Consider the following 22,080-nt stretch of genomic DNA (forward strand, 5'->3'; position numbering starts at 1 on the left):
AACCGTTTTTTTATTACAGACGCTATATTATTTTAACGTCAATTCATATTCTTTGGCTTTTTCAACATCGAACTGCTTTTCCCACTTACTGATTACAAGTACAGCAAGCGCGTTACCAATAACATTTAACGCTGTACGTGCCATATCTAAAATACGGTCAACACCTGCAATAAATGCCAAGCCTTCTAATGGAATACCGACTGAACCAAGCGTTGCCAATAACACCACAAAAGAGACTCCAGGCACACCTGCAATTCCTTTTGATGTCACCATCAACGTCAATACTAGAACAATCTCTTGCGTTAATGACAAGTCAATACCATATAACTGCGCAATAAAAATAGCTGCAATACTTTGGTAAAGTGTTGAACCATCTAAGTTAAATGAATAACCTGTTGGTACAACAAAACTTGAAATCGCTTTTGGCGCACCATATGCTTCCATTTTTTGCATAATACGCGGTAAAACTGTTTCAGAACTAGCGGTTGAGAACGCTAAAATCAATTCATCTTTTAAAATCTTAATAATCGTGAAGATATTTAAATTACAGAATTTAGCCACTAATCCTAGAATACCTAGACCAAAAATCAAGATTGCAGCATAAACCAATGCAACAAGTTTTGCTAAAGGAATCAGTGAAGAGAAACCAAAGCTTGCAACCGTAACACCGATTAAAGCAAATACACCAACTGGCGCATACATCATCACAATGTGTGTCACTTTAAACATTGCTTCAGACACAGACTTCATAATATCTAATAAAGGCTGCTTTGTATCAACGGGCAGTGAAGATAAGCCTACACCAAAAATGACCGAGAAAAAGATAATTGGTAACATTTGCGCATTGGCCATTGCGCTAAAAATATTAGACGGAATCAGTGACAATAAGGTTTGTACAAAACTGTGCGAACCTGACTGAACCTGCTCGGTTGTATGTTGATACTGAGAAATATCAACTTTATGGAGCAATGACATGTCCACACCAATACCTGGTTGGAATGTGTTTGCAAGGAAGATACCTAAAATGATCGCAACCGTGGTGATCACTTCAAAATAAATAATTGTTTTTAAGCCAAGAGTCCCTAATTTTTTAGAATCTCCTACACCAGCTATCCCTAAAATCAGTGTAGATATAACAATTGGTACCACAATCATTTTAATCAGACTAATGAATATCTGACCTGCAGGTTTTAAAAAGTTAGTAACAACATGATCTCTCAGTTCTGTTTGATCATGTAAAATTGCCCCAACAATTACCCCAAGTACCAGCGCAATTAGGATTTGCCAAGCAAGACTAATCTTCACTTTTTTCATAAATTTAGTACCCTGTTATAATCCTGTAAATTAGAATGCGAGTCTGCATTACAGAACAGGAAATGGAAAATAAAGCACGAAAATTCAGAACCGAATTTTGGCGATGCTCCGTTCAAAACGCGACTAATGTACTAATGAGGTTATGATGCGTCAATAAAAAATTATGAATTATCTTACCTTTAAAAAATTATATTTTAATTTTTTTATAATAAACAACAATTTAGGTAAAACAAAAAGCATTAACTAAATATCAGACAAAATAATACCCTTTCCATCATACCTTGGGTAAAACTTGCATTTCAAGCTTTGATCATACTTTAACTACAATCGCTTTCAATCCTGTTTCATTGTTAGTTTTTCACCAAAATTTAAAATATAGCAGAAGAAAATTTTAATGTTTTTTATTCACTACTTACAATTATTCAAATGCTCGCTATAATCAAATTTCGTTAGCCAATAGTATAAATATAGAAATCTATGACAACACTAACTTGTTTTAAAGCCTATGATATTCGAGGCAAATTAGAAACGGAATTAAACGAAGAAATTGCCTATAAAGTAGGTCGTGCTTACGGTCAAATTTACCAACCCAAAACCATTGTTGTTGGTTGCGATGTCCGATTAAGTAGTGAAAGTTTAAAAAAAGCTACAATTGAAGGATTAAATGATGCAGGTGTCAATGTCCTTGATTTAGGCATGACAGGCACAGAAGAAGTGTACTTTGGTGCATTTCATTTAGATGTACAAGGTGGTATTGAAGTCACAGCAAGCCATAATCCAATGGATTATAATGGTATGAAATTGGTTCGAGAAAATGCACGTCCAATCAGTGCAGACACTGGCTTAAAAGAAATTCAAGCATTGGCAGAAAGCAATCAATTTGCTCCTGTAACCACCAAAGGGACAACAACGCCTTATAATATTTTGCCTGAATTTGTGACACATTTGCTGACATACATTCAGCCTGAACGCATTCAACCTTTAAAATTGGTGGTGAATTCAGGTAATGGTGCAGCAGGTCATGTGATCGATGCCCTAGAAGCACAATTTAAGCAATTAAATGTGCCTGTTGAGTTTATTAAAGTTCATCATGAGGCTGATGGTAGCTTCCCTAATGGGATTCCTAACCCATTGCTTGTGGAAAACCGCGCTAGTACATCAGAAGCTGTACTTGAACATCAAGCCGACTTCGGGATTGCATGGGATGGCGACTTTGACCGCTGCTTCTTGTTTGATGAAAAAGGACAATTTATTGAAGGCTATTATATTGTTGGATTGCTTGCCCAAGCATTTTTAATTCAACAACCTGGCGAAAAAATTGTTCATGATCCACGCTTAGTATGGAATACGTTAGATGTGGTTGAAAAATACCAAGGCACAACGGTTCAGTCTAAATCAGGACATGCATTTATCAAACAAATCATGCGTGAGCAAAATGCAGTTTATGGTGGCGAAATGAGCGCACACCATTACTTTAGAGATTTTGCTTATTGCGATAGCGGCATGATTCCTTGGCTGTTGGTTGCCGCATTACTGTCTGAGACCAAACAATCTTTATCTTCATTGGTTGAAGATATGATTGCAAAATTTCCATGCAGTGGTGAAATCAACTTTAAAGTGGCAGATACACAAACGGTGATTCAGCGCATTTTTGATCATTATGCAGATCAAAAACCTGAAATTGATAAAACTGACGGCGTAAGTTTGGATTTTGGAGCATGGCGAGTCAATATTCGTGCATCAAATACAGAACCATTATTACGTTTAAATATTGAGCTCCGTGCAGACCAAGCCACTCGATCGCTTGAGTCTTATGTGGATGAAGTTTCAAAATTAATCACAGCATAAGCAGCTTATCTCATAAAAAAACTCAGCCCTTGGGCTGAGTTTTTTTATTTACTTCGGTAACCTTGAGGGTTATTTTTTTGCCAATGCCAACTGTGTTTCAGCATATCGTCTAATTCATACTGAGGCTGCCACTTCAACTCATTCACTGCACGGGTATGATCTGAAAAACAAGTGGCCACATCCCCTGCTCGGCGTGCAACAAATTCAAATGGAATAACCACTGAATTGACTTTTTCAAATGCATTTTTAATTTCGAGCACTGAATAGCCACGACCTGTACCAATGTTCCAAGCACGACAGCCTGTATGCTGAGCACGGTTATTTAATGCACATACATGCGCATTTGCTAAATCCATGACATGAATATAATCACGAACCCCTGTCCCATCAACAGTGTCATAATCCTGCCCAAAAATAGCCAATTTTTCACGTGTTCCTACAGCAACTTGGGTCACATAAGGCATTAAATTGTTGGGAATACCTTGTGGATCTTCCCCAATTTGACCGCTTGGATGTGCGCCAACAGGGTTAAAATAACGTAATAATGCAATAGACCATTGTGAATCAGAGACTGCTAAACGCTGTAACATCTGCTCAACCACCAATTTGGTATAACCATAATTGTTATTAGGCGTACCTGTTGGCATACTTTCTTGAAGTGGTGATGCATGATCATCACCATATACTGTTGCTGATGAACTAAACACCAACTGAAACACCTGTGCTTTTTGCATGGCATTGAATAAACTCACACTGCCTGCAACATTATGCTCAAAGTACGACAGCGGAAATTTTTGGCTTTCGCCCACTGCCTTTAAGCCTGCAAAGTGAATCACAGCATCAATATGATGTTGCTGCAAAATGTCATACATCTGATCTTCATCACGAATATCTGCTTCAATAAAAACCAAGCTATGCTCTGTTAAAGCTTCTACACGCTGTAAAGAAACAATAGAACTATTAGATAAATTATCGACCACCACCACTTGGTGACCTGCTTCTAATAAAACTAAACATGTATGTGAACCGATAAAACCTGCGCCACCGGTCACAAGTACATTAGACATGCTGATTTCCTAACAAGATTTCGAGTAATCCACGTGTTGAATCATCAAATGAAGACAAATCATCTGTTGCACGATTAAGCACAGGTAAAAGCTGATTGGCAATCTCTTTACCTTTTTCAACACCCCATTGATCAAATGGATTAATGTTCCAAATTACTGATTGTACAAATACTTTGTGCTCGTATAACGCAATCAGCATACCTAAATTATATGGGTTTAACTCATCAATCAGCATCATGGTACTCGGGCGGTTCCCTTCATACTGTTTATAAGCAGGTAAGTGATTGATTTCATCTTGTGCCAACACATCATTACCAAATGCCAATAAACGTGACTGTGCTAAACAGTTAGACAATGCCAAGTGATGCTGAACAATTAAAGATTCTGCATTTTGTGCATAAGTAAAATGCTCTGCATTATAGCGTTTGATCGGTGCAATAAAATCACAGCTTACATCATGCGTTCCTTGGTGCAAAAGCTGATAAAAAGCATGCTGCGCATTCGGACCAACTTCGCCCCATACAATTGGGCATGTACTTTCTAATGTTTTCTGACCATTTCGCTGTGTCGATTTCCCATTAGATTCCATTTCGAGTTGTTGTAAATACGATGCAAAGTATTTTAAACGTCCATCATATGGCAATACAGCATGGGTTTGCATGTTCAGGAAATTGGTGTTCCAAACACCCAATAAGCCCAATAACACAGGAATATTTTTTTCAAATGGCGCATGTTGGAAATGCTCATCAATGGCATATGCACCCGCCAAAAAGGATTTAAACTCCTCAACCCCAACCGTTAAAGCAATCGGTAAGCCAATGCATGACCACAATGAGTAACGACCACCGACCCAATCCCATAATTTAAATTGGTTGTCTGGATGGATTCCCCATGCTGACATCTTCTCAGGTTTTGTCGAAACACCAATAAAATGGCTTTTGATCACTTTGTCTTGCTTGCCTAAAGCACGCTCTAACCAAATACGTGCTGTTTGCGCATTTGACAAGGTATCAATGGTGCCAAATGATTTTGAAGAGACAATAAATAAAGTTGTTTCAGGGCGTAACTGATGGAGCAAGTCACATAACTGACTGCCATCCATGGTCGATACAAAGTGAATTTTTAATGGTGTTTTGGTTTGCACTTTAAAATCTGACAGTGCATGGCTTGCCATTAATGGTCCAAGGTCTGAACCGCCAACGCCAATGTTAACCACATCTTGAATCACTTCACCTGTTGAACCACGGTAATGCCCTTGATGAATTTTTCGAACCAACGCGTACATTTTTTCAAGTTGCTCATGAACTTGATCTGCAAGTTTAGGATGGCGTTGGTCAGATTGTGGCAATCTCAGCGCCCAATGCATCGCTGCACGCTGTTCAGTATAGTTAATGGTTTGTTCTGAGAACAGTTTACCAATCCATGTCGATAACTGCTGCTCATTGGCAAATGCAATCAGCTGTTTCAATACATCTGCATTAATACGCTGCTTACTATAATCAAAAGTTAAGCCGTCAAATGACAATGAAAATGCTTTAAAACGATTGTCATTTTGTTGAAATAATTCATTTAAATGTATTTTTTCAATATCTTGTGATAAATTTTTTAGTTTATAGTGAGCTGTTGTTTTATTTTTTGGAAAGCGGGTAATTGTACTGTCGCTCATATTCGTCCTACTCCTTCATATGCAAAACCTTGTGACTTCACATAGTTTGCATCATATACATTACGTCCATCTAAAATTAAAGGATGGCTCATCCGTTCTTGGAGACGTTTGTAATCTAAACTTAAATATTCTTTCCATGCCGTCAATAAACATAATGCATCTGCACCATGTACTGCGTCATACCGATCTTCACATAAAATTAAATCATCACGTTTACCATATTTTTCAGCAATTAGTGGCAATGCTTCAGGATCGTGCAATTTAACAATAACCCCTTGTGCCCACAGTGCATCTAACATGGTATGCACAGGTGAAAAATTAATTCGTGGTGTCCCCTCTTTAAAAGAAGCGCCCCAAATCGCAACGACTTTCCCTTTTAAGTCACATTGATAATAATTCCATAATTTGCGAAAGAGTAACTCTTTTTGCTGCTCATTAATTGCCCAAACTTGTTCAAGCAAATCACTTTTAATGCCCAGCTCATTGATGGTTTTGGTTAAGGTAATAATATCTTGAGAGAAATTTTCACCACCAAAGCCAATACCTGGTGCCAAATAGGTTGATCCAATACGAGAATCCGCACCTAAACCTAATCTGACATTGGCAATATCAATGTTTAACTTTTCAGCCACTTGGGCCAAATCATTCATATAACTAATACGAGTTGCTAACATGCCTGACACACTGAGTTTAGTAAATTCAGCATCTAAAATCGGCATGAACAAATAAGCATGGTTGGCATTATAAAATGGACGTAAAATTTCTTTAATTTTATACTTCGCATGTGGTGTTTCAGCACCAACCACAATATGCGTGACCTTGGTTACGCTATCGAATACATTAGCTTCTTGTACCATGTCTGGTAAATAGCACCACTCATCTTTCGGTGCATATTTTTGTAATTTTTTAGTTCCTTCTAACCCAAAACTTGACCCATTAATGATTAGTTTAGGGTGAATAATAGGCTTGTGTTGGAGATCTTCTAATACGTTTTTGGCCAAATCATATTCATGTGAGTTTAATGCCAAAAAGTAAGCATCTACATCTGTAGGAATATGGTCTGCCTGACAAATAACCAAGCTTTGTTTGAGTGACTGTTTATAAATTAAATCATTAACGGATTTATCTTGATATTCAATTAAGCAACTGTTGGTCTCTACAAAATACTGGCACCAATACACTTGATGCCCATATTCTGCAAATAAACTTGCCATGACGCCTGCATGTAATGTTGCTCCATAGACAGCAATTTTCATGACGACCCCTTTTTTTATTATAAATTAAGTTCTTGGATTAATGCTTTAAAATCTTGGCCTAATGTGGCGTGCTCTACACCATAATGTAATACAGCTTTTAGATAACCAAGCTTACTGCCACAGTCAAATGTCTGCCCTTGCATACGAAATGCTTCAACAGTTGCTTCTTGTTGCAACGCTGCAATCGCATCTGTAAGCTGAATTTCATTGCCTGCACCTTTAGGTGTCGTTTGTAAAATTTGCATGATGCGTGCGGGTAAAATATAACGACCAATCACGGATAAATTACTAGGTGCTGCACCAATGGCTGGCTTTTCAACAATCCCTGTCATTTTCACACTTTGACCAATCTCAGGTGTGGTGGTGACATCAACAATTCCATACTGATCCACTAAATCTTCTGGCACAGCTTCGACCATAATTTGTGCTGCATGCGTTTGTCTAAAACGTTCAATCATATGTGATAAGTCATTGCTGCTGTCTGTGGCATGCTTTTCTTTAACCAAAACATCAGGCAATAAAACGGCAAAGTCATCATCACCGACAATGTCTTTAGCACAGAGTACAGCATGTCCAAGCCCTAAAGGCTGAGGCTGTCTTACACTTACAATAGATACATCACTTGGGACAATATGTTGAATGGCATTTAATAATTCAATTTTATTCTTCTTTTCAAGAGTGGTTTCTAATTCAAAATTACGGTCAAAATAGTTTTCAATCGATGCTTTTGAACTATGCGTGACTAAAATAATTTGTTTAATTCCTGCTGCAACAGCCTCTTTAACAACATACTCGATGGCTGGTCGGTCGACCACCGTTACCATTTCTTTGGGTATTGACTTACTGGCTGGTAAAAATCGTGTTCCTAACCCTGCAACAGGAAGAATAGCTTTTTTAATCATAACAGCTCAACTTTGCTTATTTAGTTTCAAATTATAGTTCATGCTTTTTTTCAGATGACTGATTTGTATTATTGCCTTTAAACAATGATGGCCCAACATGGCCTGGTGCATTGACACCCTCTTTCTTAGACATGACCCATACTGTTTTAAACATAATTTTGAAATCAATCAATAGATTTCGATGATCAACATACCATACATCTAATCGAAATCGTTCTTCATAATCTAATTCATTTCGGCCACTAATTTGCGCAAGCCCAGTCATACCAGGGCGGACATGCAAACGGCGCGCTTGTTCTTCTGAATACAAACTGACAAATTCTTTGAGCATTGGGCGTGGCCCCACCACACTCATATCACCTTTAATGACGTTAATCAGCTGTGGCATTTCATCTAAACTTGTCGATCTCAGCTTTTGTCCAAATGGTGTGATCCGTGCATCATCAGGCAAAGCATTACCATCTTGATCATAGGCATCTTTCATTGATCTAAACTTAATCATTTTAAATAGCTTGCCGTTTTTGCCAGGACGTTCTTGATAGAAAAATACTGGTGACCCCATATTTTTTTTCACTTTATAAGTCACATACAAAAAAACAGGCAACAAAATAAGAAATGCAAGAGACGCAATTATAATATCAATCAACCGTTTAAACATACCATCTATTCCAATCACGCTAGCAGATCATATCTATCTACTGCTTATTATACGTCAGTCCATGACAAATAAAATCATCTGGTACATGATTCAATTTATCTCATTGAACTCAATATCAATTTGACATTAAATCAATCATTTCCTGATTCACTTTATGAACATCATAACGCTGACACACCATGTCATATGAAAAATCACTCATGAATCTGAGATCAGATGGTGTATCAATTATTTTCTGCATGGCATCAGTTAAGGCTGTTACAGATGCAACTTTGACTTGATAACCATTTTTTCCATCAACAATGGTTTCTCGGCAACCTGGTGCATCTGTCGTAATCACAGCACGTCCCATTGCCATTGCTTCTAATACCGAACGTGGCGTTCCTTCTCGATAAGAAGGTAAAACCATAACATTGGCTTTGGCAATGATCGGACGAACATCATCAACTCGCCCCCAATATTCGATGAGTCCCGCAGTAATCCATTCATCAAGCACGTGCTTTGAAATTGCTTCTGGATTGTCATCAATCCAGCCCACCAAATGAAATACCGCCTCAGGATGACGAGATTTAATCTGTTGAACTGCCTGAATATACTCGTAAATGCCTTTGTCTTTGAGTAAACGTGCCACCATAACAAAAATGCTGGCTGGTTGCTGCTGAGTGTTCTCAATCAGCGGCATTCGCTTAAAGCGATCTAAATTTACACCTGAACCATTGACCACGCCTGTGGGTGTATTTTTCAATAAGCCCAACTGCTGGATTAAAGCCAAGTCATCACTATTTTGAAAAATGACGCGTGTTGCTTTTGTTAATGCATAGGCAAATACACGGTCAAATGCATATTTAATATATTTGAATGCACCACGATGCTGACTTTGAAATGCAAAGCCCAATCCACTGAGTAAAATATAACGTGCAGGAACACCTGCATAATAGGCAGCTAAGGTGCCATACATGGCAGGTTTAATGGTATAGCTTAAAACCCGGTTTGGCTGAATGTGTTTCAATTGCCGATATAAACTTTGGATGGTTTTTAATTCATGCCACGGATGAGTACCTGATTTTTGCAAAGCGTAGTCATGTATATAAAACTGCTGCGCTACAAATGCAGCTTCAATTGCGGGGTAGTCTGTACGGTTGGGAACAAGAATATGAATTTCCCAACCCTGCTCAGCCAAAGCATGTAATAAGTCACCGCGTAAATTAGACACAGTGTACAAATCATTTGAAATAATACAAAAACGTGGCATACATCTATTAACCAGACAAGTGAGAAAGATACCAAGGCATCGCTTGTTGAATGCCTTGCACAATATCAAATTCAGGCACATAACCTAAATGCTGCTGAATTTTAGAAATATCAGCTTGCGAATGTAATACATCACCTGCGCGAAAATCACGATATTGAGCAGGCTGTGTATACTGTACGCCACTGCTCGCTAAGGTTTCAGTCAACAATTTAAACAGTTGATTTAAATCTGTTCGACCACCTACAGCAACATTATAAATTTGGTTTAATGCTGCTTTGTCATCGGTAACAGCAGCAAGGATATTGGCTTGAACTGCATTTGCTACAAAATTAAAATCTCGGCTGGTGGTGCCATCGCCGTTAATTAAAACAGCTTGTCCTGCAATCATTGCTGCAGCCCACTTGGGAATCACAGCAGCATATGCACCTTCAGGCGTTTGGCGTGGCCCGAAAATATTAAAATAGCGTAATCCAATGCTGTTTAAACCATAGCTGCGCTGAAATACACTGGCATATAGCTCATTTACATATTTGGTGACCGCGTATGGTGACAATGGGTTGCCAATATGTGCTTCAACTTTTGGTAACGCAGGATGATCGCCATAAGTTGAACTGCTGGCAGCATAAACTACATTTTTAACATGTGCTTGATTGGCAGCCACCAACATATTTAAAAAACCATCAATATTGGTTTGATTGGTGGCAATAGGATCATCAATAGAACGTGGCACAGACCCTAATGCAGCTTGATGGAGTACATAATCCACACCTTGGCAGGCCTGGTGACAATCGTTTAAATCACGAATATCCCCTTGAATAAAAGTGAAATTTTTCCACAGCTCAGGGGATACATTGGCTTGTACTTCATCTAAATTAGATTGAAAACCTGTTGCGAAGTTATCAAGACCCACTACACGTTGTTGAAGATGAAGTAATTTTTCTAATAAATTGGAACCAATAAAACCTGCAACACCAGTGATTAACCAAGTTGAAGGGTGTTGAGTAAGATAATCACAGCATGTTTGATATTTTGTCATGTTCTACTCACGTTTTGTTGTATTGCATATTGATAATGACCGAGCCACTGTTGTAAAGCCGCTTCAGCACTATAATGGGTTTGAATGTGTAATCTATTTCGTTTGCCAATGGCCAAGCGCTCATCTTTTGGCAATTGCAATGCATGATTAATTTTTGCAGCAAGTGCCTGTGATTGCTGAGGTGGCACCAAAAAGTCTAAATTACCCATCACCTCTTTCACACCACCGCAATCTGTAGCAACCACCATGCGCTCACAACTCATGGCTTCAGCCACCACCAAACCAAACCCTTCCCACGCAGAAGACAAGACCAAAAGATCTGCCATACACAGCCACTCGGTAATGTTATGCTGAATACCCATTAAAAACACTGTACCTGACAACTCAAGTTGAATCACCAATTGCTCAATCTCAGCACGTAACTCGCCATCACCAATAATATAAAGTTGTGCATCATGATGTGTACATTTTACTTCCGCAAAGGCACGTAATAAATTTGGATAATCTTTGGCTGCATTAAAACGACCAATTGCGATCACCACAGGTGCTGAGCCGATATTATATTGTGTACGCATCGCAACACGTTGCTGTTCAGAAAAACAAAAATGCGTTGTATCAATGCCATTAACAACCGTTGTGCTCTGCCCTGCTGAAAACGCTTGCTCAGCAATAAAATGGGCTGTGGCTTCGTGGCTGACATTGGTATTCAGATCCGATAAGTGGTCCGTCAGACGGTATAACCATGCACGTGCTTGACCACCAATGGCTTTACTATGCGCAGTAGAAATCAAATAAAAGTGTTCAAGCCATCGCACCGCTCGACTGATCAAAATAGCATGGAATAGATGTGCATGAACGACATCATATTGACCGTGCTTGATATGTTGTCTTAATCGTTTTACTGCACGAGGTAAGGTGAAAGCATGGTCTAAACCCAAATGAATCAGTTTAATCTTTGGATTGATATACAGTTGAGGTTGCCCTTTTAAATAGGCAATATCTACCTGATGCCCTGCATGAATCAGTTGATTCGCCAAACCAATGACCATATGTTCAGCACCGCCAACACCTAAACCTGTAATCACCAACAATACTTTCATGATCGTTTACCTACAGCAAAAAGTGCCAACCACTGCTGTAAAATATGTTCAGGCAAATACTGCGTTGCATGGTGTTTGTTGTCAGAAACACGTTGCTGATAGCTCGCTAAAGGCAATGCAATGGTCGAGATTAACGCGGCTGCAAGCTGTGATACATGATCAGGTTCCACCAAACTGTTTTCAGTGCTCCCCAATACCTCATTTGGACCAATGCAACGTGAAGCCACTACAGGTAAACCAAACGCCAAAGCTTCTAACAAAACCAAGCCAAAACCTTCTGAACGTGAACTTAATGCATAGATTGAAGCTGCTGCATAACAAGGGCTTAAATCTGCTGTAGCAGCATGTAACTGAATGCTGTTGGTCAGATTAAGCGATTCAACTTGCTGTTGTAAGTTTGATTTTTCATCGCCATCACCAACAATCACCAACCTCCAATCAGGATACTGTGCATGAACCTGCTGCCATGCTTGGATTAATAAATCGAAGCCTTTTTCATGTCGTAATCGACCAATGCTAAGTACTGTTTTGTGCTGCTGTGATGGCACAGTCGCTTGAATAGGAAATGGTACTGCATTTGGAATCGCAACAATTTTTGCTTGTAATGATGCAATATTGTCTTGCCATTGGCTGCGATCATGTTCGGTTAATGTCACGACAGCATCGCTGTATTTGGCAGCAAGTAAACGCCCAAAACGGCGAAAACGCTGACCGAGGTCAACATCAAAACTAAAATGCTCCCAACAAATCTGCTGTATGTTTAAGCCTAGCAATGCAGGATAAGCAAATACATAAGAAATACTATCAACCACAATAAAATGCTGTATCTGATGCTGTTGTACAAACTGCCTAATTTTCCACATGGCTGCCAACGCATGCTTTTTCATAGACACTTTCTGCTGAAATAAAGCATGAAGATGAATTACATCATTCACAGGGAAAAATGGCTGTTCGCCCCCATACACATTGAGAATAAACACATTTTTATCAAGTGTTGCTAATCCATTGGCAATCAATGTGGTTGCACGTTCAGTCCCACCTGCAAGATTAAGATTGCCTACAAAAAAGCAAATATTTTGACTCATTTTTTTAAGCCCAACTGACGCAGCATGCGATCTGCCAACAAGAATTTCAGCCCAAAGCGATAAAATAAGCGATTACCACGATTTAAAATAAGGTCTTCTTGAATCTTCTTTTGTTGAATGTGCTGTTTTAAAGTATCCCAACGCTGCTGTGCTTTAGCATAACCTTCAGCACGTAAGCTGTCATTAATATAAGATTGGCTAATTGCCATTAATGTTGGCGTAAATAAAGGATATTGTTCAACATAGTCTAAATAATGTAAGGCACCTTGCCCTAAATCATCAATATTTTTAGTCGATTTAGTGGCTGTAATTCCGGTGTGATTGATCCGATATTGCAGTAACACATCATCGATAAAGTAAATAGATTTCGATTTTAAAAACAAAAATGGTGTGGTGTATGCATCTTCATAATTACGTCCGACAGGAAATCTCAATGTGGCAAATAAGTCTTTGTGATACACCCTCAGCCAAGAAAACCATGCTGAACGGTTAAAAATATCTAATAAAATGTCAGAATTTAATAATTTTAAGCCTGAATATGGCAATGCAGACAAAAATGGGGACGTGTCACCTTCATCATTGATGCGTTCTGCACGAAATTGGATTAGATCAAGATGAGGATGTTGCTGTAATACCTTTAAAATCTGAGCAATATAATCTTCTTTTAATGTGTCATCCGAGTCTAAAAATGCCAAATATTGTCCGCGTGCCTGCTCAATTCCTGTATTTCGCGCAGCACTTAAACCTTGGTTATCTTGATGTAAACACACAATATGTTCAGCAAGATGTGGGTAATCTGCAATCAGTGCTTCTGCCATAGCCATGGAATGATCAGGCGTACCATCATTCACTATAATGACCTCTACACCATGAGCAGGCAACTGTGATAACACACTGTTTAAACAAGTTTGAATATACTTTTCAACACGATATACAGGAATGATTAAACTTAACAGCATGATGATCACCTATGACCGTGTATAGGTTGATGGTTTAAACATGCGAAGATGAGTATCCCAAATCAAACCGTGTTTATAAAAGTAATTAAAGACCGTTAAAGACATCAATTCGGTACATAAAATGGCAAAAATTGCCCCATGTAAACCATAATAATGGATTGCTGTTGCTGTTAAGCCAAGGTTAAACAAGACTAATATTAAGGTTTTTTTATGCAAATAATCATAGGCATTGAATTTAATAAGGTATTTTTCCGCAACAGTCGATAGTCCTGAAAATAAAGTGACAACGACTGCAAGCAATAAAATTTGGTTCACTTGGTCATAAGCTTGCCCATATAACCAATGCACAATGTGCTGACCAAAAAGCGCAAAAAAACCTAAGGCAGACAACGCAACACATGCCACTAAGGTATTGAGTTGAGCCACCATTTTCTGGCTGCGCTGAAGGTCATTTTCTGCATAAATTTGCGTTAAAAATGATGAAATTAAAGCATTTAAGACAAAATAAAAGCTACCACCTAAGGTCATTGCAACAGTATATACACCCAAGTCATGCTGAGATGATAAGCCTAAAAACAACTGCGAGGTTTTAGTAAAAATTGCAACCGACAAGCTATATAAAACAAGTTTTCGCCCAACGCCAAGCATATAACCTTGATATTTTTTAATTTTATACTGCACAGATTGCGTTGGTGTCACTTTTCTTTGTGCAAATAAATAACGTCTTAATACATAAGGAACAAGTGTCACTAGCACAATCGGAACACTTAAATAGCTGACTGGCAACTCAAAATAAGCAATTCCATAACGCACAAGTAAGCTCATTAAAATGGCTACGACATTACACCATGTATTTAAATATGATTGCAGTGTGGCGTTAAAATAAATGCTATATACATCATGTAATGCAAAAAACACAGCAATGCATGAGGCAATGGAAAATACAAAAGTTAAGTGGTCAACTTTAAAATATAAATAGATCAATACCACAGAGGCAAATACTGCATAAAGTGCATTACGCATATATTTGGTGGCTTCAATAATCCGCTCACCTGTTTTTGGGTTTTTGCTGGTTTTTTGAAAAATAATATTGTCTGAACCAAACATAGCAAGCGTTTGAACAATCGCAAAAATAGATGTAGCGAAGGTCAGCTTCCCAAAGTTTTCAGGTCCGATATAGCGTGCAACAAATGACGTCACAAAAATTAAGCCGATAATAGACAATAATTTTTCGGACATCATCCAAATTGAATTGCGATAGACCTTGTTCATTCATTTTATAATCGGATATCTACATCATGTTTTGGCATGACATATTTGAGGTCATATAAGACAAAATTATCTTTTGCCATTTTTTCAATATCTTGGCGAACAAGGGTTTTAAACTGCTGATGTGCCACAGCAATGACCACAGCATCATAATAATGACTTTTCGGCTCGCTGACTAAATCAAGTTGATACTCTTGGTATACTTCACCGGCATCGACCCAAGGATCATAGACATCAACTTCAATATGATAATCTTTCAGTTCATGCACAATATCAATAATTTTGGTATTACGAACATCTGGACAGTTTTCTTTAAAACTTAATCCCAAAATTAATACTTTGGCTTCCTCAACCTGAATGCGTTTTTTCACCATGGTTTTAACCAACTGGGTAACGACATAACCTGCCATACCGTCATTTAGACGGCGACCTGCTAAAATAATTTCAGGGTGATAACCAATCGCTTGTGCTTTATGCGTTAAATAATATGGGTCAACACCAATACAATGCCCACCAACTAAACCGGGACGAAATGGTAAAAAATTCCATTTGGTCCCTGCTGCTTTGAGCACTTCTTCTGTATCAATGTTCATTTTATTAAAGATAAGTGCCAACTCATTAATCAATGCAATATTGACATCACGTTGGGTGTTTTCAATGACTTTGGCCGCTTCAGCCACTTTAATACTGCTGGCTTGATAAGTGCCTGCTTCAATAATTAAACGATATACTGCATCAACATAGTCTGCAATTTCTGGTGTCGAACCTGCTGTAATTTTTAAAATGTTGGTGACACGGTGCTGTTTATCACCCGGGTTAATTCGCTCAGGACTATAGCCTGCAAAAAAATCTTGATTAAAGGTTAAACCTGACAATTGCTCTAAAATAGGAATACAAACTTCTTCCGTTGCACCTGGGTAAACCGTTGACTCATATACCACCACATCCCCTTTTTTAAGCACTTTTGCAATGCTGGTTGATGCTTTTATCAATGGGGTTAAGTCCGGCTGCTTAAATTCATCAATCGGTGTTGGCACAGTCACAATAAAAAAATTACATGCTGTTAAATCATCTATTGAAGTTGTGAATGACAAATGCGTGGCTTGTTTTAATTCATCTGAGGTGGTTTCTAAGGTGTGATCTTCACCACGGCGTAAATCATCAATTCTTTTTTGGTGGATATCAAACCCGAGCGTTGCGACCTTTTTTCCAAATTCTACTGCCAAAGGTAGACCCACATAGCCTAAACCCACAATAGCAATTTTGAGATTATCCAGTTGCAACATATCCAGCTTCATCCTAACCATAAATCATTTTAAAGGTATCATGCCATATGATACAGCTGTTAATATAACAGAAATTCAAATGAATTTTTTTGTTAAAGTGTGCATAACAAATGAAATAATAAAGCGTTATTTTAAACACACTATGACTGCTTTTCTGTTTATCCGTTAAGCTTTCACACAAAAAGCATATTGTTTGCATACAATACGTTATATGCTTATCCTTAAAGAAAGAATACGCTCTCTTTAAGGCGTATATGACGTGTTATATTTTAGGATGTTCTCATGAGTAAAGTTTTACCCGTTTCGGTTGCTTTAGTTTTAAGCACGATTGCACTTCTTCCTGTTGCATGTTCAAAACATGATGATGCAGAAAAAAAAGTAAAAACCCAAAAAAGTACGAATCCGCTTGAAGTTTTAAGCTATGCACAAGGCTTCCAGCTTGGCGCACAGCTTCCTGCTGAGATTAATACCAAGCAACTTGCTAAAGGGATCGAAGACGGTAAGTCTCATAAAGATCCTGTATATACAGAAGAAGAAATTAAAACTGCATTTACAGCGTATCAAAAAACGATTGAACAAAAATCAAAAGCTTTAGCTGAAAAGAATGAAAGTTTCCTTGCAACCAATGGCAAGAAATCAGACATTAAAACAACGGCTTCTGGTCTGCAATACAAGATTGTCAAAGAAGGTACTGGCAAGGTGGCAACACCAACTTCGACTGTGAAAGTGAACTACGAAGGTAAGTTGGTCGATGGCACTGTATTTGACAGCACGTTTGCCCGTAAAGAGCCTGCAGAATTACCATTAGGTTCAACCATTCCAGGTTGGGTTGAAGGTCTACCTTTAATTAAAGAAGGTGGTAGCATCATGTTATATGTACCTGCAAAACTTGGTTATGGCGACCGTGATGTTGGTAATATCCCAGCAAACAGCGTTTTGATCTTCAAGGTTGAGCTACTCGAAGTCAAATAAAAAAATATGAAGAGTAACCTTTGTTACTCTTCATTTTAATTCACAGGTGATGATAATGAATAAAACTTTAATCGCTGCTCTTACCGTCACTGGGTTATCAAGCTCACTATGGGCAGCTTCGCCAACCGCTGTTAATCCACAAAGTTCATTAAGTGAGCAAGCAGGATACAGCTTTGGTTATTTGCTGGGTAAAAATAACTCTGAAGCATTACAAGGTATTAACCTTGAATCGTTAATCCAAGGATTAACTGCTGCATCGCGTAATCAGCAGCCTGCTTTGTCAGAAGAACAGATGGGTAAAGCGCTTTCAAGCTATAAAAAACAAGCAGAAGCCAAAGAATTTCTTGAGTTAAAACAACAAACAGAAAAAAACACACAAATTAGTCAGACCTTTTTAGAAAACAATGCAAAGCAGCCTCAAGTTATTACCACAAAAACAGGCTTGCAATACATTACACTTCAAGCAGGACAAGGCATTTCTCCACAGCCCACCAGCACAGTGACCATTAACTATGAAGGGCGCTTAATTGACGGTACCGTGTTTGACAGTTCAATTGCTCGTCAACAACCTGTGACATTGCAAGTAGGTGATGTAGTCACTGGTTTAGCACAAGGCTTACTGCTCATGAAAGAAGGCGGAAAAGCACGCTTTTTTGTACCACCACAGCTAGGTTATGGCACCATTGGTGCAGGTGATGCAATTCAGCCGAACAGCACACTCATTTTTGACGTTGAATTGGTCAAAGTGGATCAATAACATATTATTGTATTGTTGATCAGTAAATTGAACTAAAAAGCCCCTAAACTAGGGGCTTTTAAAATTTAGTCGTGACGTAAATCTCTCACGCGAAATCCTGCAATGAATAAAGCCACCACATAAGCAATCACACCAATACAGCATAATCCAATCAATTGCCCTATGCGTAACCATTGTGATAAGTCGCTTTGGTAATAATGCAGCCCCACCAATAAGCCTGCTATTAATGCTAAATTGGCAATGGTGTATTGGATTGCAATTTTTTTCCAATGTCCGCCAAAACGGTAAATACCACGCTGGTGTAAATAAAAATACAATAAGCCTGCGTTCATAAGTGCCGAAATAGAAGAAGATGCAGCCAATGCCATATGCGGCGCATGCCAATCAATATATTTAAACAGCGTAATTAAAACCACATTACTGATGGCATTGGTAGCGACTGCAATCAATCCAACACGAACAGGGGTTTTGGTGTCTTGCTGTGCATAGAACCCTGGAGCAAATACTTTAATCAGCATAAATGCCAATACACCACCACTCATACACTGCAATGCCAATGCAGTCATATGGGTATCTTCAACGGTAAATTCGCCGCGCTGAAACAAGGATTGAATAATCGGGGTCGACAGCATAAATAAAGCAATACTGGCAGGTACACCCACCAAAATAATGACCCGTGCAGCCCAATCAATCATAGCTTTAAATTTTTCAGTGTTTTGTTCTGCATGACGTGCTGACAGCGATGGTAAAATGACTGTACCAATCGCAACACCAATTAAACCCAAAGGCAGTTCAGTCATCCGCTCAGCACTGTATAACCATGAAACAGAACCATCTTGCATAAACGATGCCCAAACTGTATTTAATAGCAGATTGATTTGTGTCACCGATACCCCAAATAACGCAGGTAACATCAGCTTTAATATTTTTTTTACACCCTCATGTTTAAAATCTACTTTAGGGGTAATTAAAAGCTTTTTCCGCCACAACTCTGGAATTTGTATTGCCAACTGAATAAAGCCGGCGATCAATACTGCCCATCCTAATGACATAATCGGTGTATCGACATAGGGCGTCAGCCACCATGCTGCTGCAATCATGGCAATATTTAAAAGAACTGGCGAAAATGCCGGACTGAAAAATGAGCCATAGCTATTTAAAATACTGCTTGCAAATGCAGTTAACGACATGAATAGCAAATAAGGAATGGTTAAACGAAACATCTCTACAGCATGAGCAAACTTTTCAGGATGATCATGAAAGCCGGGTGCGTATATATACACAATCGCAGGTGCTGCAATCATGGCAAGCAAAGTAATGGTAGACATCATCACCAATAAGCAGCCAAACACACGACTAATCAAAATTTGTACTTCTGCATGCAAGCGTTCGCTTTTATATTCAGTCAGTACAGGAATAAATGCTTGTGAGAATGCACCTTCTGCAAAAAGTCGCCTAAAAAAGTTAGGAATTCGAAATGCCACCACAAAAACGTCAAACTCTTTACTTGCCCCAAATACAGTGAGTAACACCATATCTCTAAGCAATCCAAGTACACGTGATAACATCGTCATTGTACTTACAACAAATGTCGATCGCCACAGCGCCATGTTTTATCCCTAATTATTTTTAAATAACATACAAATCAAAAAAATTGATTCCCTTTATTTCGTCAGTGCATCTGACTTTATTGTTCTCAACAACGTTCGAAAATGATTCCACTCAAAAAAAGGTCCTGGATCTGTTTTTCGAATTGGTGCCACATCTGAATGACCCGCAAGATGAATTGCTTTAGGGTATTCTTGCTGAATGGCCTGAACGACATGTGCCAAAACCTCGTATTGTATTGGTTCAAATGCAGTGTCATCACTGCCTTCAAGCTCAATACCAATCGAATAATCATTACATTCAGGCTTACCCAAATAGGTAGAACGCCCTGCATGCCACGCTCGATCTGCAAAGTTCACACACTGTATCACCTCACCTGTTCTTAAAATGACCAAGTGTGCCGACACTTGTAATCCTTTTAATGTTTGGAAATATGGGTGCACCGTATAGTCTAGCCTATTTTGAAAAAACGCTTCAATATACGGGTTGCCAAACTGAGACGGCGGCAAACTGATATTGTGTATCACAATCAGCTGAATTTCTGTATTGGTTGGGCGCTGGTTAAAATTAGGAGAAGGAACCTCACGTGCGCCCTGTAATACGCCGTGATGAATCTGAAAAGGTACTACCATGGTCAATCAACTATGATGCAATCTACCAAAAAGATGCAAGAGAATAACACCTTTTAAAATAATTTAAAAAAACTCTTCTTGCCTTAATTTAGGCTTAATCATTACAGCGTTATGATTCTTCCAAACTTTTTAGATTAGGCAGTCATGACCATCTATTCACCATTAAAGGGTAAAACGGGGTATAAACGAATATTCAATGCATTGTTCTATTCTATTTCAGGACTGCGTTGTGCCTTTAAATATGAAGCGGCTTTTCGACAAATTATTTTGTTAAATGTGTTTTTAATTCCACTGAGTTTATGTCTAGATATTTCCAAAGTTGAGCATATCTTACTCATTATTATTGGTTTAAATGCAATTGTTATCGAGCTGTTTAACTCAGCGATTGAAGCTGCCATTGATCGAATTTCATTAGAACATCATCCTTTGTCTAAAATTGCCAAAGACATGGGAAGCGCTGCACAATTGATTGCGCTTTTAATTATCTGTGTTGGATGGGCAGGTGTACTTTTATTTTAAAACGTCAGCCTCAATAAAAAAAGCCGCCTATTGTTAGGCAGCCTTTTTTATTTAAACGTTATAATCAATTTATTTCCAATCAATGACAACGCGGCGATTCGGTGCTTGGCATGCAATATTTTGGCTAGTGCGTTGCTGCCCTTTACATTGGTTAAATTGCTGCGTTTTATTGGCTGCTGTAATTTTAACAATGTTTTGGTTCACACCTAAATTCACCAATTGCTGTGCAACAGTATATGCTCTTGCTTCAGACAGCTTTTGATTATAGCTATACGAACCAATTGGATCAGTATATGCCGTAATAGTCACGTCATTGGCAGCGGATGTTTTAATGTGATCGGCAATCGCTTGCAGCGGTGTTGATGCAGCTTCAATTGAATTTTGATCTGAACGGTCAAATGCAAAAATCACGTAAGCATTTTGTGGCTGTTTAACCGGAACAACCACAGGAACAACAACTGCTTGGTTGTTTACCCCCCAATCGACCAAGCCTTGACATTCTTCGCCTTTCCACGACAATCTTTCACCAACATAATGCTTGTCAAAATCAATTCTAAGTTGGCAACGTTTATAGTCATGTGTATTTGGAACACGAATATCTAAAACATAATTCCATGTTCTAACAAAGAAAATACCTTCACTAAATTGTGGATTACCAAGTAAATGACGATATTGATCTTTGGTTAAACCTGCACTTAAATTCGCTACAGTACCTTGTTCATAACGTGGTACTTGTTTTAAATAGCTGTCTTCAACATCAGGAAACTCGACATCTTTTTGGTAAGTTGGCTTTTCAGCATACGTTGGCATAATTGATAATAAAGAACTGAAGCCAATTGCAGTACTGAGAAAAAATGCTGATTTTTTATTCATTTTATAACACTCTCAAAACAG

The 22,080-nt window shown here is 38.5% G+C and carries 20 protein-coding genes; 4 read left to right on the top strand and 16 right to left on the bottom strand.

What is annotated here, in order from left to right; translation table 11 throughout:
* Positions 1 to 27: 27 nt before the first annotated feature.
* Complete coding sequence (gene gltP, locus CFY84_RS10340; protein WP_088824272.1) at positions 28 to 1,314, bottom strand: glutamate/aspartate:proton symporter GltP; 1,287 nt, start codon at positions 1,312 to 1,314, stop codon at positions 28 to 30.
* A gap of 477 nt (positions 1,315 to 1,791) precedes the next feature.
* On the opposite strand from gltP, the gene CFY84_RS10345 reads away from it, so the two are divergent.
* Positions 1,792 to 3,162: a phosphohexomutase domain-containing protein gene (locus CFY84_RS10345; protein ID WP_088824273.1), complete on the top strand. Its 1,371-nt coding sequence runs from the start codon at positions 1,792 to 1,794 to the stop codon at positions 3,160 to 3,162.
* A 44-nt stretch (positions 3,163 to 3,206) separates the two neighbouring features.
* Here the strand turns inward: CFY84_RS10345 and galE are convergent, their stop codons facing one another.
* From galE to tviB, 12 genes are all read right to left on the bottom strand, one after another.
* Positions 3,207 to 4,229, bottom strand: a complete 1,023-nt coding sequence (gene galE / locus CFY84_RS10350) for a UDP-glucose 4-epimerase GalE (RefSeq protein ID WP_088824274.1) — start codon at positions 4,227 to 4,229, stop codon at positions 3,207 to 3,209.
* A complete protein-coding gene (gene pgi, locus CFY84_RS10355; RefSeq protein ID WP_088824275.1) occupies positions 4,222 to 5,895 on the bottom strand; it encodes a glucose-6-phosphate isomerase in 1,674 nt (557 codons plus the stop codon). The genes galE and pgi overlap by 8 nt, the downstream gene beginning before the upstream one ends.
* A complete protein-coding gene (locus CFY84_RS10360) occupies positions 5,892 to 7,151 on the bottom strand; it encodes a UDP binding domain-containing protein (RefSeq protein ID WP_088824276.1) in 1,260 nt (419 codons plus the stop codon). The genes pgi and CFY84_RS10360 overlap by 4 nt, the downstream gene beginning before the upstream one ends.
* A gap of 17 nt (positions 7,152 to 7,168) precedes the next feature.
* On the bottom strand, positions 7,169 to 8,053 hold the full coding sequence (gene galU, locus CFY84_RS10365; protein ID WP_088824277.1) for a UTP--glucose-1-phosphate uridylyltransferase GalU: 885 nt from the start codon (positions 8,051 to 8,053) through the stop codon (positions 7,169 to 7,171).
* Positions 8,054 to 8,084: 31 nt separating this feature from the next.
* On the bottom strand, positions 8,085 to 8,711 hold the full coding sequence (locus CFY84_RS10370; RefSeq protein ID WP_088824278.1) for a sugar transferase: 627 nt from the start codon (positions 8,709 to 8,711) through the stop codon (positions 8,085 to 8,087).
* Between the two features lie 115 nt (positions 8,712 to 8,826).
* On the bottom strand, positions 8,827 to 9,963 hold the full coding sequence (locus tag CFY84_RS10375; protein WP_088824279.1) for a glycosyltransferase family 4 protein: 1,137 nt from the start codon (positions 9,961 to 9,963) through the stop codon (positions 8,827 to 8,829).
* Positions 9,964 to 9,970: 7 nt separating this feature from the next.
* Complete coding sequence (locus CFY84_RS10380) at positions 9,971 to 10,999, bottom strand: NAD-dependent epimerase/dehydratase family protein (protein WP_088824280.1); 1,029 nt, start codon at positions 10,997 to 10,999, stop codon at positions 9,971 to 9,973.
* Positions 10,996 to 12,099, bottom strand: a complete 1,104-nt coding sequence (locus CFY84_RS10385) for a glycosyltransferase (protein WP_088824281.1) — start codon at positions 12,097 to 12,099, stop codon at positions 10,996 to 10,998. The genes CFY84_RS10380 and CFY84_RS10385 overlap by 4 nt, the downstream gene beginning before the upstream one ends.
* Positions 12,096 to 13,184, bottom strand: a complete 1,089-nt coding sequence (locus CFY84_RS10390) for a glycosyltransferase family 4 protein (protein WP_088824282.1) — start codon at positions 13,182 to 13,184, stop codon at positions 12,096 to 12,098. The genes CFY84_RS10385 and CFY84_RS10390 overlap by 4 nt, the downstream gene beginning before the upstream one ends.
* Positions 13,181 to 14,143, bottom strand: a complete 963-nt coding sequence (locus CFY84_RS10395; RefSeq protein WP_088824283.1) for a glycosyltransferase family 2 protein — start codon at positions 14,141 to 14,143, stop codon at positions 13,181 to 13,183. The genes CFY84_RS10390 and CFY84_RS10395 overlap by 4 nt, the downstream gene beginning before the upstream one ends.
* Before the next feature lie 9 nt (positions 14,144 to 14,152).
* On the bottom strand, positions 14,153 to 15,415 hold the full coding sequence (locus tag CFY84_RS10400; protein ID WP_088824284.1) for a lipopolysaccharide biosynthesis protein: 1,263 nt from the start codon (positions 15,413 to 15,415) through the stop codon (positions 14,153 to 14,155).
* Between the two features lie 5 nt (positions 15,416 to 15,420).
* The gene (gene tviB, locus CFY84_RS10405) at positions 15,421 to 16,698 is read right to left on the bottom strand and encodes a Vi polysaccharide biosynthesis UDP-N-acetylglucosamine C-6 dehydrogenase TviB (RefSeq protein WP_088824285.1); all 1,278 of its coding nucleotides are present in this window, start codon (positions 16,696 to 16,698) and stop codon (positions 15,421 to 15,423) included.
* Positions 16,699 to 16,980: 282 nt separating this feature from the next.
* Between tviB and CFY84_RS10410 the strand changes: the two genes are divergently transcribed.
* Together CFY84_RS10410 and CFY84_RS10415 are read left to right on the top strand one after the other, a co-directional pair.
* Entirely contained in the window at positions 16,981 to 17,670 is a 690-nt protein-coding gene (locus CFY84_RS10410) for an FKBP-type peptidyl-prolyl cis-trans isomerase (protein ID WP_088824286.1), read from the top strand.
* Positions 17,671 to 17,725: 55 nt separating this feature from the next.
* Positions 17,726 to 18,427, top strand: a complete 702-nt coding sequence (locus CFY84_RS10415) for an FKBP-type peptidyl-prolyl cis-trans isomerase (protein ID WP_407640206.1) — start codon at positions 17,726 to 17,728, stop codon at positions 18,425 to 18,427.
* 65 nt (positions 18,428 to 18,492) lie between these two features.
* On the opposite strand, the gene murJ is transcribed toward CFY84_RS10415, so the two are convergent.
* Both murJ and ampD read right to left on the bottom strand, forming a co-directional pair.
* The gene (gene murJ / locus CFY84_RS10420) at positions 18,493 to 20,037 is read right to left on the bottom strand and encodes a murein biosynthesis integral membrane protein MurJ (RefSeq protein ID WP_088824288.1); all 1,545 of its coding nucleotides are present in this window, start codon (positions 20,035 to 20,037) and stop codon (positions 18,493 to 18,495) included.
* A 54-nt stretch (positions 20,038 to 20,091) separates the two neighbouring features.
* The gene (gene ampD, locus CFY84_RS10425; protein ID WP_088824289.1) at positions 20,092 to 20,667 is read right to left on the bottom strand and encodes a 1,6-anhydro-N-acetylmuramyl-L-alanine amidase AmpD; all 576 of its coding nucleotides are present in this window, start codon (positions 20,665 to 20,667) and stop codon (positions 20,092 to 20,094) included.
* A gap of 144 nt (positions 20,668 to 20,811) precedes the next feature.
* Between ampD and CFY84_RS10430 the strand changes: the two genes are divergently transcribed.
* Entirely contained in the window at positions 20,812 to 21,186 is a 375-nt protein-coding gene (locus CFY84_RS10430; RefSeq protein ID WP_088824290.1) for a diacylglycerol kinase, read from the top strand.
* A gap of 69 nt (positions 21,187 to 21,255) precedes the next feature.
* On the opposite strand, the gene tpgA is transcribed toward CFY84_RS10430, so the two are convergent.
* Positions 21,256 to 22,059 (bottom strand): trimeric autotransporter adhesin/peptidogylcan-associated protein TpgA, encoded by an 804-nt coding sequence (gene tpgA, locus CFY84_RS10435; RefSeq protein ID WP_088824291.1) that lies wholly within the window; start codon positions 22,057 to 22,059, stop codon positions 21,256 to 21,258.
* Positions 22,060 to 22,080 lie beyond the last annotated feature (21 nt).

It is taken from the genome of Acinetobacter apis (assembly GCF_900197575.1).
In the GTDB taxonomy this organism is placed as follows: Bacteria; Pseudomonadota; Gammaproteobacteria; order Pseudomonadales; family Moraxellaceae; genus Acinetobacter; species Acinetobacter apis.

Bases quoted from the DNA above. Each gene is read 5' to 3' on its own strand.
- CFY84_RS10370 (WP_088824278.1), bottom strand. From the start codon at position 8,711: ATGTTTAAACGGTTGATTGATATTATAATTGCGTCTCTTGCATTTCTT.
- CFY84_RS10390 (WP_088824282.1), bottom strand. From the start codon at position 13,184: ATGAGTCAAAATATTTGCTTTTTTGTAGGCAATCTTAATCTTGCAGGT.
- CFY84_RS10375 (WP_088824279.1), bottom strand. From the start codon at position 9,963: ATGCCACGTTTTTGTATTATTTCAAATGATTTGTACACTGTGTCTAAT.
- CFY84_RS10345 (WP_088824273.1), top strand. From the start codon at position 1,792: ATGACAACACTAACTTGTTTTAAAGCCTATGATATTCGAGGCAAATTA.
- ampD (WP_088824289.1), bottom strand. From the start codon at position 20,667: ATGGTAGTACCTTTTCAGATTCATCACGGCGTATTACAGGGCGCACGT.
- pgi (WP_088824275.1), bottom strand. From the start codon at position 5,895: ATGAGCGACAGTACAATTACCCGCTTTCCAAAAAATAAAACAACAGCT.
- CFY84_RS10395 (WP_088824283.1), bottom strand. From the start codon at position 14,143: ATGCTGTTAAGTTTAATCATTCCTGTATATCGTGTTGAAAAGTATATT.
- gltP (WP_088824272.1), bottom strand. From the start codon at position 1,314: ATGAAAAAAGTGAAGATTAGTCTTGCTTGGCAAATCCTAATTGCGCTG.
- galE (WP_088824274.1), bottom strand. From the start codon at position 4,229: ATGTCTAATGTACTTGTGACCGGTGGCGCAGGTTTTATCGGTTCACAT.
- murJ (WP_088824288.1), bottom strand. From the start codon at position 20,037: ATGGCGCTGTGGCGATCGACATTTGTTGTAAGTACAATGACGATGTTA.
- CFY84_RS10410 (WP_088824286.1), top strand. From the start codon at position 16,981: ATGAGTAAAGTTTTACCCGTTTCGGTTGCTTTAGTTTTAAGCACGATT.
- galU (WP_088824277.1), bottom strand. From the start codon at position 8,053: ATGATTAAAAAAGCTATTCTTCCTGTTGCAGGGTTAGGAACACGATTT.
- CFY84_RS10360 (WP_088824276.1), bottom strand. From the start codon at position 7,151: ATGAAAATTGCTGTCTATGGAGCAACATTACATGCAGGCGTCATGGCA.
- tpgA (WP_088824291.1), bottom strand. From the start codon at position 22,059: ATGAATAAAAAATCAGCATTTTTTCTCAGTACTGCAATTGGCTTCAGT.
- CFY84_RS10415 (WP_407640206.1), top strand. From the start codon at position 17,726: ATGAATAAAACTTTAATCGCTGCTCTTACCGTCACTGGGTTATCAAGC.
- CFY84_RS10430 (WP_088824290.1), top strand. From the start codon at position 20,812: ATGACCATCTATTCACCATTAAAGGGTAAAACGGGGTATAAACGAATA.
- tviB (WP_088824285.1), bottom strand. From the start codon at position 16,698: ATGTTGCAACTGGATAATCTCAAAATTGCTATTGTGGGTTTAGGCTAT.
- CFY84_RS10380 (WP_088824280.1), bottom strand. From the start codon at position 10,999: ATGACAAAATATCAAACATGCTGTGATTATCTTACTCAACACCCTTCA.
- CFY84_RS10400 (WP_088824284.1), bottom strand. From the start codon at position 15,415: ATGAACAAGGTCTATCGCAATTCAATTTGGATGATGTCCGAAAAATTA.
- CFY84_RS10385 (WP_088824281.1), bottom strand. From the start codon at position 12,099: ATGAAAGTATTGTTGGTGATTACAGGTTTAGGTGTTGGCGGTGCTGAA.